The following is an 11,472-nucleotide window of genomic DNA, read 5'->3' as shown; positions in this document are numbered from 1 at the left end:
TATATCATCATAATGATGATAATGACATTTGAATTTTTTAGAAAATGTTATAAACATGAAGAAGAATATAGTTACATAACTATACTCCACATATATAGTCAAGAACAATCTTAAGGATATAGGAGAGGTGGTACGTTATGAAAATGAAAAGAATAGTAATACTAACTATGGTACTGCTAATGGCGGGGATGTCACTGGCAGCAGCAGCAGACGAATGCACTTGCGGGGATGGTACGCCGCTTAAATTCGAGGATGATACTGACGTAGATTTTGAGGATGTTGATGTAGGAGACACATTTACACTGGAAATTCCTGATTATCCTGGTAAAAATGTTACCATCGAAATAACAGAAGTAAAAGATGAGTCGCAAGCAATAGCTTTCAATTGGACTTCAGATATACCGGTATGCTCAGTGCTTGTGTTTGCAGCCGCTCAAGATGAAACTACTTACTTTGATGGTGCAACATCCGGTGAAGGTGAGACACCTAACTCTGCTGCCATAAGTCATATAACATTCTGCTTCAATGATGATGGAAACGGTCAGCAGCAGGAAATCCCCGAATTTCCGACAGTTGCGCTTCCAATAGCTGCAATTCTCGGTCTGGCATTCATGTTCCAGCGCAGGAAGGAGTAAACTTCAAAGTTCATTCCTTCTTTTTTGATTTTTTAGAATTTGCTTCTCTGTCTGTTTTTTGACTTGAATTGTTTATTATGAACTGCTTTTTCCTGTAATTCTATTTTTCATAGACATAATTGCTATTATTGATTATTCTGCTCTTTGTAGTAATTTGCATGATGTATCTATTCTCTTTAAGTTTTACATTTATTTACTACTGTAATGTTTAAAAATTTAAAGATATAAGAAACTATCCTAATATACTAACATTTATTATTACTATTAGAATTATGTATTATTGTTTCGCAAAGGGGATATGTCAGCAAAAAGACAAGATACAGTGACTACAATAAAAGTAGGTGGTACGATATGATACAAAGAATATTTTTGATAACGTTAGCAGTTGCTTTCCTTTTTACAGGGTTTGCGAGTGCAGACTGTTATCTAAATGACGTGCAGGATGATAAGAACGAGTATGAGGGGTATCTGAACGCAAGTCTGATACTAAATAATGAGTTCACTCCTTATACTGCTGCAATAGAAATGACAGAAGAAACTGAATTATTTTTCCCGGATTCACAGGTTACAAGTGTGATACTCAATGTACCTGCGAATCAGATTGTTAATGTAACCGATTCAGCAGGTAACGAGTGGGAAATATCAGGACCGGAAGGAACTAACCCACTGGGTACTTTCCAGACAGAAGCTAACGCAGCAGATGCGGATGTCACCGCTCCGATCATAGTAACCTTTGAAGATACATGGGATGGCGCATTACCTGAAAATGATGAAGGTAATCCGATTGCTGTAAACATTGAAAATATCGGAGAAAATGATGAGGACACCGCATGGGTAGCTCTTGGGTTCTGCGAAGAAGATGATGTAATTGCAGATGATAACGTAACTGACGGTAACGTAACTGATGGTAACGCAACTGATGGTAACGTGACTGATGGTAACGTGACTGATGGTAACGTGACTGATGGTAACGTGACTGATGGTAACGTGACTGATGGTAACGTGACTGATGGTAACGTGACTGATGGTAATGTAACCGATGGCAATGCTACCATAGCCGGAACTGTTGCAAGTAACGAATCATTCTCGACACTATTAACAGCTCTGGAAACAGCTGGTCTTGTTGAGACATTGGATGGCGAAGGTCCGTTTACAGTCTTTGCGCCAACTAACGAAGCATTTGATAAACTTCCTGAAGGTACTCTTGAGGGACTGCTTGAAGACCAGGAAGCTTTGACCAGTGTTCTGACTTACCATGTGGCTGAAGGAGAATATAATTCCAGTGCACTTGTTGAAGTAGACAACCTGACGACTGTACAGGGAGAAATGCTCAACATTACTCAAGAAAATGACACTATAGTGATCGATAATGCAACAGTAACTAATGCAGACATTGAAGCCAGCAATGGTGTGATACATGCTATTGATGAAGTATTGATTCCATCATCTATGCAGGAAGATAATGTAACCGATGAAAATGTTACTGGTGAAAATGTAACAGAAGAAATCGACTTCACAAATGCTACTACATGTTATCTTAATACAGTAGAAGATAACAAGAGCCAATATGAAGGTCAACTTAATGCTTCAATGATGGTCAGGAACGAAACTGTTCCTTATGGTATACAGCTGGATCTGACCAATGATACTAAGGATAATTTCTCAAATGCGACACTTGGCAGTTTCATGCTAAATGTTCCTGCTGATCAGATCATGAATGCAACAGATTCAGCAGGTAACGAATGGGTCGTAAATAACGTTGATGATGAACCTGATGACAATGTAAGCGTTGACCTTGGAGGCGAGAATGTCACAATCGCTGAGGTAGTTGCAAGTTCTGATTCGCTTGAGACACTTGTCACAGCCCTTAATGCCGCCAACCTTACAGACACACTGGCCGCAGAGGGACCATACACTGTGTTTGCACCGACAAACAAGTCCTTTGACAGACTTCCGGGAAATACACTTGATATGCTTCTTGAAGATGAAGCGGCATTAACCGGTGTTCTGACCTATCATGTAGTTGAAGGAGAATACAACGCTACTACTCTCGCTGAGACTGACAACCTGACCACTGTTCAGGGCGAGGTGCTCAACATTACTGAAGAAAATGGTAGCGTCATGGTCAACAATGCTACAGTAACAACTGCTGACATTGAGGCCAGCAATGGTGTGATACATGTAATTGATGGAGTACTGATCCCACCTTCAACACAGGAAGAACTTGGAGAACTCTATCCGTTTGGAAACTTCGCTACAGAAGTTGAACCCGGTGAGAACGCTACTAACATATCAGGTCCATTGACTATATACCTCAATGAAACCTGGAATGGTACTCTGTCTGAAAATGAGGACGAATACACAGTAGCTCTGGATGTACAGAACATCGGAGAAATGGGTAATGAAAGTGCATGGATAACAGGCTATTGTGACAATGTCACAGAAGACGATATCGCAGATGATAATGTCACAGTAGGGGAATGGGAACTGAGCGATACTCTCCCTGAAGATGTCATGATCGATTTTAACATCACATGTACTGAAGGTCAGTTGCAGATCGAAGACGCAAGTGACTACGGTGTTAACGAGAGTGCAAACCCTGGAATTAAGTCAATACTGATTAGTCCGGGATCAGCAAACATCACTGATGATAACACTTCGATCAACTGGGACGTCTCTACTGAGCCACCTTTCCCCGGACCATTCTCCGATAACTTTGAAAGCGGAGATGCTTACTATGAGATAAGTTCGGCAAATGACAGGAGCACCAGTGTTACAATTGAATATGATGATTGCCCTGAAGAACTCGATCTGGCAATCCATATTCGCTGGGGTGAGGACTATTCTGTCTGGGCATACAATAACATTACAGATGTTAATATTACCGACGGTGACGTTACAAACGGCGATGTTACTGATGGTAATGTGACCGACGGAAATGTGACCGACGGAAATGTGACTGACGGAAATGTGACCGACGGAAATGTGACCGACGGAAATGTGACCGACGGAAACGTGACTGACGGAAATGTGACCGACGGAAACGTGACTGACGGAAATGTGACCGACGGAAATGTGACTGACGGAAATGTGACCGACGGAAATGTGACCGACGGAAACGTGACTGACGGAAATGTGACTGACGGAAATGTGACAATATGTTATCTCAATGTTGTAGAAGATGACAAGAGTCAGTATGAAGGCCAGTTGAATGCTACAATGATGGTCGATACGCAATCAGATCCTTTCACGGCTCAGATAGACCTTACCAATGACACCAATGAGACTTTCCCGAACGCAACGGTGAATACAGTTCTGCTCAATGTTCCTGCCGATCAGATCATGAATGCGAATGATTCAGCTGGAAATGAGTGGGAGATTACAGATCTTGAGATGGAGAATCCTTTTGGTTTCTTCCTGACAAGAATTACTGCTGAAGAAGCTGTCGATAACCCGTTCGGTGATTTCCAAACGATGATCTCAGTGAGTGGCGATGTTGAGAATGCAACACTTCCGGCTACAATCTATTTCAATGAGTCCTGGAATGGCACACTGCCGGAAAATGAAGATGGCTATGTGATTTCAACGGATGTCCGTAACATCGGAGAGATGGGTAATGATAGTGCCTGGATCACTCTTGGATACTGTGAAGAGGTCGAGGACGGTGAAGTGACACCGCCAACACAACCGGATGAGATGGATAATGTGACTGATGTCACATGTTACCTGAACAATGTAGAAGAAGACAAGAGTGAATATCAGGGAGACCTTAATGCAACTCTGATGGTCAACAACGAGACAACTCCTTACACTGCGGAAATTGAAATGGTGAACGAAACTATGGAAATGTTCCCGGATGCTGTGATCAACACGATTGTCATGAATGTGCCAGGGGATATGATCACAAATGTGACAGATTCGCAAGGTAACTGGACAATACTGGATCAGAGTGAAGGAACTGTCATCACAAGGATCATAGCAAACCAGAGTGATACCTCCAATGGTCCGATAATAGTCTACTTTAATGATTCGTGGGATGGCATGTTGCCTCCAAACGAAGAAGGATATAAGATTGCCGTAGACTTCAATAATATCGGAGAGGCAGGAGATGACAGTGCATGGGTGAGCTGTAATGAGACCATGGACAACGAGACCATGGACAACGAGACCATGGACAACGAGACCATGGACAACGAGACCATGGACAACGAGACCGAGGATAATGCAACAGAAGACAATGCGACTGAGAATGCCGATGGAGAAAACCAGGTAATCCCAGAAGGTGAAATAGTAGAAACAGACGTTGTATCAATAAGTGAGTCTGGTATTGAGCCTGCAAATATCCGCGTCCCTGTGGATGAGGGTGTTGTGTGGACAAATGCTGGAAATCAGACGTTAACTATAACCGATGGATCATTTGATTCAGGATCAATTGAACCTGGTAACATGTACAGCCGCCTGTTCAGGAGTCCTGGTGTTTATGAATACACAGTCCAGGGAGGAGGCGAAACCTATCAGGGTACGATTACTGTCGGATCCGGATAAATAGTTAATTAATAAACAATGTACAAATCCGGGTGAGGATAGATTGGAAATATAAGGTTTCAGTTTGTTTATTCAACTGAAACTTTAATTCCACTATCTTCTCTGTACTTTATTTTTAAACAATTTCTATTGATAATCTTTCATTGATCTTCTGACATTTCCATTGCATCTTCCACACTTTTCCTAACTATATAACCCGCTTTATGCAGGATGGTATCTCCTATCTGCGGGTCCTTTTCCATACTTGCGGTACAGGGGTATGAGTGATGGGCACCTGAGATAGTTTCCTTGTAATCTTTTATATCCGACCACTTGAGCTTCTTTGCAACGAACCATGTGGAGCCACAGGGCGCATCCCTGATAATCTCCGTGTGGGTGAAAATATTGTTCCTTTTATCCAGCTCAAGATTAAGAAGAGGTTTTCCAAAGCCGAGTTTTACGAACTCATCGATCGGATCCTTTCCTGTTATATCCAGTGAACAGAAAGGTTTGGGACATTCACATTCTATACTTCTGGAGGCCAGTTCTTTTTTCACCTGCTCGGTAAGTCCTGCAGGTGTGAGCCTGGAATCATCTACTGGAATAATAACTCCTTTTGCACCTGACTTTTCCGCGATCCCGGGTATTGCCATGAGAAGATCCGGGTTAAGATCGATCGCAAGGATAAGGTTGCACTCAGGGATATCTACAGGCATATATTCCATGGGCTCCTCTACAAAGTCCGGCAGGTCTGTCCGCAGTTCAAAGATCCCTGTGATAATATTTGCAAATCCCTCGCGGGATTCTCTGCAGTGGTCACACAATTCCCCGCAGGATACACAGAACCTGTCAGAGTTGATAAGGTTTCCAATCACTTTTTTTCCGAAATCGCCGGAATAAAAAATGTTAAGACGCATATTAGGAAATGTCAGTATCAATTGTTAATTAGGTTTCCCCTGGATACTACCTTTGTGTTCTCCTGCATGGACAAGTCCCATCAGATAGGCGGGGATGCATCCTATGGCAGTACATGTTTCCAGGGATGTGCCATTGCCTGTGATATCAAGGTGGTATGGTGCCATTTCAAAAAGATTTTTTGGCAGACCTTTATGGCCAAGCCCCACAAGCAGCAGAAAAGATTTGTTGTGCAGGATGTCGCTTGCCAGGGCCTCCGGCATGACCGAACGCCTTTCCTCCGGCTTTGAAGATGTTACTACTACAGATCCTAGCTGGGGCTGGAAACCCTTTTTTGGCAGATCGAACACAAAGAGTTTTTTCTTTTCATGCAGCAAGCGAAGGAATTTTCCCGATTCACCGATTGTGGTCTTGTCAGCTACATATTCCACAAGCTCATCGGGTGTCATCTTAAAGGGAAAATCAAATAATGCTAAAGAGAATCCGAAGGCATGGCATATGGGAGCAGCTCTTGCAATGGCCCTGTAATGGGCATCCAGTACCTTGATCTTATCATATGTGTTCACTATTCCAAGAGTAAGCATACTTTCACCGTTGCTCCATGTTTATTTCAATTCCAGGCACATGACAGATTGCTTACATGTATTTAACCTGTCGCATCCGGCACAGTCGTCCCATATCTCTGCTTTTTTCGAAGGATCTGCTTTCACAAAACCTGCGCTTTCAAAGAACGCGGGACATGTCGTTCTGGCATAAACCAAACTTCCTGTTGGAATTCGTGAAAGAATATGATGGATCAACGAGGTTCCTATTCCTGTTCCCCGGTAATTAGGGTGCACAGCTATGGAATGGATCTCCGGGAAAGTATCTTTGATAATTGCTCCGGCACCTATGATCTTTCCCTGTTTCTCTGCAACCGCAAAACATTCCGATGATATTCCTTCGATATCAAGGAAATAAGTTGACATCAGTACCTGTATGGGTCCCATATCTCCGTTCGATGCATCACGTATGGATATTTCCGGGTTCATAATATCTCATCCATGCTGCCACTACGGAAACCTTCCATATCAAGGGTTACGTAATCAAAACCTGTCTTTTTAAAGTATGCTATGATATTTTCCCTGTGTAATAGAAGATTCTTGAAATCAAAGGGATGGATTTCGATGCGGGCTATTCTGCCATGGTCCCTTACTCTCAACTCCATAAAACCAAGGTCTGACAGGAAATTCTCTGAAAGTTCAACTCTTCTGATGGCTTCTTCGGTCAATACATTCCCGTAGGGAAACCTTGATGCAAGACAGGGAGATGGAGGCCTGTCGGCAACGGTCAGTCCGGCTTTTATGGCTATATGGCGTATCTCTTCCTTTGTCACATCCAGCTCTATGTAGGGAGAGTGCACCGGCTCGTCTGCTTCCATAATTGCTTTTCTGCCCGGACGGTACGTATTTTTGTCCGATGCATTGCTCCCTTCCAGGATCACATCAAAGCCAAGTTCTTTCCTGGTTGTGTCAAGCAAATGAAGTATCTTCTTCTTGCAATGATAACATCTTTGCGCAGTGTTATTGGCTATTGAAGGGACTTTCAGCTCTTCAAAGAACACAATCCTGTGCTTTATACCGATCTCGTCCGCAACCATTTTTGCATGTTCGAGTTCCCGGTCCGGGAAGGAGCGGAGTTTGATCGTAATGGCAACTGCCTTGTCCCCTAAAGTCTTATGGGCCAGGTATGCAAGGGTCGCACTGTCAACACCCCCTGAGAAAGCCACGACTGCACTTTTTTTTCTGCGGATCGCATTTTCAAGAGATGTGATCTCTTTTGTGTCCATAGTACTGAATATGGGGAAATGCCTTATTAAGATAATCACATTAAGAATAACATAGAGTTTCAGGTTTAGAGTTAATACCTGGTCCTTATATATGGGTGATATTCAAATGGCGTTTTTTGGAACAAATGGTGTTAGGGGAATCGCAAACGAGTACATTACTCCTCAGCTTGTGATAGATGTTGCCAGAAGTGTTGGCACGTATATGAGATCTAAGGGAACAGTAGCCATCGGCATGGATACAAGGGCTTCAGGTGAAATGCTGAAATCAGCTGCCATAGCAGGTGCACTGTCTGCCGGCCTGACGGTTATAGATTTGGGAATAGTTCCTACTCCTTCTATCCAGTACTATGTCAAGGACCATGCTGATGCGGGCATAGTGATAACGGCGTCACATAACCCTCGTGAGTACAACGGGATTAAACTCATAGCAGATGATGGCAGTGAATTCTCAAGGGATGGGGAAGGGGAAGTTGAAAGAATATACTATTCCGGGGAATTCGTGGCCGCATCATGGGAAAGGACTGGTGATCTCCAAACGGACCTGAATGCAAATAAACGTTACATTAACGGGATAATAGATTCTGTGGACAGTGAGGCTATTCGTGAGAACAGATTCAAAGTTGTTGCAGATGCCGGCTGTGGGGCCGGCTCGGTAACCCTTCCTTTCCTCCTTCAGAAACTCGGATGTGAGGTGATTACGATAAATTCTCAGGTGGATGGCACGTTTCCCTGGCGTAATCCTGAACCTACTCCCGATGTTCTGGAAGAGCTTATCGAGCTGGTCAAATTGACAGGTGCGGTCATGGGAGTAGCCCAGGATGGCGATGCTGATCGAGCTGTATTCATTGATGAGAGGGGTAATTTCATACCCGAAGATGTACTGCTTGCGATGATGACAAAGTATATAATTGGGAGAAAAAAAGGTCCTGTTGTAACGCCTGTGAGTTCTTCTTCCAGGATGATGGATATTACCCGGGAAGCAGGTGTCGAACTTGTATGGACTGCAGTGGGTTCTATCAATGTGGCCCGCAAAATGATGGAGATTGATGCTGTATTCGGTGGTGAGGGAAATGGGGGCCTTATTTTCCCTGAGCACCAGTACTGTCGTGACGGTGGCATGGCCTGTGCAAAGTTTCTTGAGATTATCGCAAGCGGATATAAATTATCGGAACTGGCTGAAAGCGTACCTGTCTATTACAATTCCAAGACCAAAGTCAGGTGCACGGATTTGGTCGCTACGATGGAAAGAGTGAAAATGGGCCTTGTTGGTGCTGCAAACGAGGTGGACACCACAGATGGGGTCAAGATATGGCACGATGATGGATGGGTGCTCATAAGACCCTCCGGAACAGAGCCCATCATACGCGTATTCGCAGAGTCGAGGACGGAAGAAAGGGCAGAATCACTGATGCAGGAAGGAGTAAGACTGATCGGTGCATGCATGGTTTAAATCTGTGTTTCCGTTTAGGCTTTGCCTCTTGATTCTCCGAGAATGATCCCTGTGGCGATGAGATGGGCTACACGCAGGGGCTCGGGGATATTGCTCCTTGTAGCGCTGAGCTTGACGATTCTGGCAGCGTCTTTGATATCTATCCCCCTGCACTGGATGTAAACCGGGTTCAGTGTATTCTTTGTATGAACTTTTGATATCTTTCCGGCCTTTGCGATAATTTCCTCTCTCAGGTCTTTGTGCGGCAGATATTCAAGTGCCTTACGGATCATCCCGAAATCCGGATACTCGCGCATCAGGACTATGACAGGTATGCCGGTTTCCTCATACAGATGAACGATGTCAATAGTGTTGAACCCCCCATAGGTTATACCATCAAGCATTATAATGCGTATCTGTGTATAGTGCTTGCTGCTTTTAACCATCTCTTCAATGGTGTCCGTGCCGTCCATGCCATCCCTTGTGAGGTATGAACGCATGACTCCGTCCAGCCACAACCCTCCTCTGAAAAAGGCACCCACTATCAATATACTTTCACTGATCAGGGCAGAATCATCAATGCCAAGTATGCGTATCTCTTCTTTAATATGGAACCTGCTCACAGGGTAAGTTATGCAAAAGACATCAGAAGTACTTTACCGACAGGTTAGAGATATGATATCTAATATTAGGTCCGGTTGAATTTGTATAATAATTCAATGATACACAAAAATAGCTATAAAAGCAGAGATTGCATCTGATTAAATAAAAAGTGAGGTCGAATTAACCAAACATAGATGTTGGCAATTCTTCCTGCTTGTTCTCAACCTTGGACATGACCTTTTTGGCAGATTCGAAGAAGTCTTCCATTCCGATAGATTCTTTTTCAAATCTGACTGCAAGCATTCCCGCTTCCATTGCGATCGCATTCAGATCTGCTCCGCTTGCACCATCGGTCATACGAGCGAGTTTTCTGAAATCCACGTCTTCCCCAAGGTTCATGAAACGTGAGTGGATCTTCAGAATATTTGTCCTGGCCTCTTCATCAGGCATAGGTACATACACTATCCTGTCAAATCTTCCAGGTCTCATGATGGCCGGATCCAGCACATCCAGCCGGTTGGTGGCTGCAATTATGCGTACTTCCCCTCTTGTTTCGAACCCGTCCATTTCCGCAAGCAATTGCATGAGTGTTCTCTGTACCTCACGATCAGCACCGTTGGTATCGTTAAGACGCCTTGATGCGATAGCATCCAGCTCATCTATGAAGATTATGCTGGGGGATTTCTTTTTTGCCATCTCGAACATGTCCCTTACAAGCTTTGCACCGTCACCGATATACTTCTGTATCAGTTCAGAGCCTACTACCCTTATAAAGGTAGCTTCTGTCCTGCGGGCAACGGCCTTTGCAAGAAGGGTCTTACCAGTACCGGGTTCACCGAACAGCAACACTCCTTTAGGTGGAGATATGCCGATGCGAGTAAATGATTCCGGCTTCAGGAGTGGGAGCTCTACGGACTCTACCAGTTCCTGTATCTGTTCTTCAAGACCACCTACGTCATTGAAATCGACATCCTGGGCATCCACGACTTCCATTGCAGATACCGCCGGGTCTTCTGAAGCAGGAATAACTTCTACTATTGCAAGGGTCTGCTGGTTCAGGGCTACCTTGGTACCGGGTGCAAGGGTCTTATCATCTATATATTGGGATGCATTGACCATGAACTGGGGACCTGTCGAGCTTCTCACAAGTACTTTGTCATTGCTGATCACATCCATTATAGTAGCAACTACCAATGGAACTGTCTTCAGACGGTCAATCTCGGCCTGAAGCCTTCTGACCTCTCTTTCATATTTCAGTTTCTGACTTTCAACAAAGCGTTTTTCAGATTCAATTTGTTCACATTGTTCTTTCAACAGACTGTTACGCGACTCAAGCTGCCTCATGCGGTCAAGCAAGTATTTCGAAAAATCCTCTTCGCTTCCTGCACCGGCATAACCGAATTCCGCTTTGTTAACACCTGTGAAATCGTACCTTTCGTGATTTACATCACTGTCGCTGGTTTCGCTCATGTGCCTCCGAACATTATTTAAGCCCGAAGGGTATATAGCCCTTTCGTAAAGACAAGATTTGGCTTTTA

9 protein-coding genes are annotated in these 11,472 nt (G+C 43.9%); 3 read left to right on the top strand and 6 right to left on the bottom strand.

Going from position 1 to position 11,472, the window contains the following annotated elements; genetic code table 11:
• Nucleotides 1–137 precede the first annotated feature (137 nt).
• Nucleotides 138–635 carry a PEF-CTERM sorting domain-containing protein gene (locus CUN85_RS13240; protein WP_235856162.1) on the top strand — a complete coding sequence of 166 codons (498 nt, stop codon included), beginning with the start codon at nt 138–140 and terminating at the stop codon, nt 633–635.
• A 351-nt stretch (nt 636–986) separates the two neighbouring features.
• Complete coding sequence (locus CUN85_RS13695) at nt 987–5,180, top strand: fasciclin domain-containing protein (protein WP_135388785.1); 4,194 nt, start codon at nt 987–989, stop codon at nt 5,178–5,180.
• 140 nt (nt 5,181–5,320) lie between these two features.
• Here CUN85_RS13695 and CUN85_RS02845 read toward each other — a convergent pair whose 3' ends face one another.
• From CUN85_RS02845 to larE, 4 genes are read right to left on the bottom strand one after another with little or no spacing between them, the layout of a single operon-like run.
• The gene (locus tag CUN85_RS02845) at nt 5,321–6,076 is read right to left on the bottom strand and encodes a DUF166 domain-containing protein (RefSeq protein ID WP_135388783.1); all 756 of its coding nucleotides are present in this window, start codon (nt 6,074–6,076) and stop codon (nt 5,321–5,323) included.
• Nucleotides 6,077–6,100: 24 nt separating this feature from the next.
• Nucleotides 6,101–6,658: a DUF531 domain-containing protein gene (locus CUN85_RS02840; RefSeq protein ID WP_135388781.1), complete on the bottom strand. Its 558-nt coding sequence runs from the start codon at nt 6,656–6,658 to the stop codon at nt 6,101–6,103.
• 21 nt (nt 6,659–6,679) lie between these two features.
• Nucleotides 6,680–7,105, bottom strand: coding sequence for a GNAT family N-acetyltransferase (locus CUN85_RS02835; RefSeq protein ID WP_135388779.1), 426 nt, complete (start codon nt 7,103–7,105; stop codon nt 6,680–6,682).
• Complete coding sequence (gene larE, locus CUN85_RS02830; protein ID WP_135388777.1) at nt 7,102–7,902, bottom strand: ATP-dependent sacrificial sulfur transferase LarE; 801 nt, start codon at nt 7,900–7,902, stop codon at nt 7,102–7,104. Before larE ends, CUN85_RS02835 begins: the two co-directional genes overlap by 4 nt.
• A 106-nt stretch (nt 7,903–8,008) precedes the next feature.
• Between larE and glmM the strand changes: the two genes are divergently transcribed.
• Nucleotides 8,009–9,352 carry a phosphoglucosamine mutase gene (gene glmM, locus CUN85_RS02825; RefSeq protein WP_135388775.1) on the top strand — a complete coding sequence of 448 codons (1,344 nt, stop codon included), beginning with the start codon at nt 8,009–8,011 and terminating at the stop codon, nt 9,350–9,352.
• A 14-nt stretch (nt 9,353–9,366) separates the two neighbouring features.
• On the opposite strand, the gene CUN85_RS02820 is transcribed toward glmM, so the two are convergent.
• A complete protein-coding gene (locus CUN85_RS02820) occupies nt 9,367–9,954 on the bottom strand; it encodes an endonuclease dU (protein ID WP_135388773.1) in 588 nt (195 codons plus the stop codon).
• 160 nt (nt 9,955–10,114) lie between these two features.
• Nucleotides 10,115–11,404 carry a proteasome-activating nucleotidase gene (locus tag CUN85_RS02815; RefSeq protein ID WP_135388771.1) on the bottom strand — a complete coding sequence of 430 codons (1,290 nt, stop codon included), beginning with the start codon at nt 11,402–11,404 and terminating at the stop codon, nt 10,115–10,117.
• Nucleotides 11,405–11,472 lie beyond the last annotated feature (68 nt).

It is taken from the genome of Methanolobus halotolerans (genome assembly GCF_004745425.1).
In the GTDB taxonomy this organism is placed as follows: domain Archaea; phylum Halobacteriota; class Methanosarcinia; order Methanosarcinales; family Methanosarcinaceae; genus Methanolobus; species Methanolobus halotolerans.
This window is presented reverse-complemented; position numbering and strand designations above follow the sequence as displayed.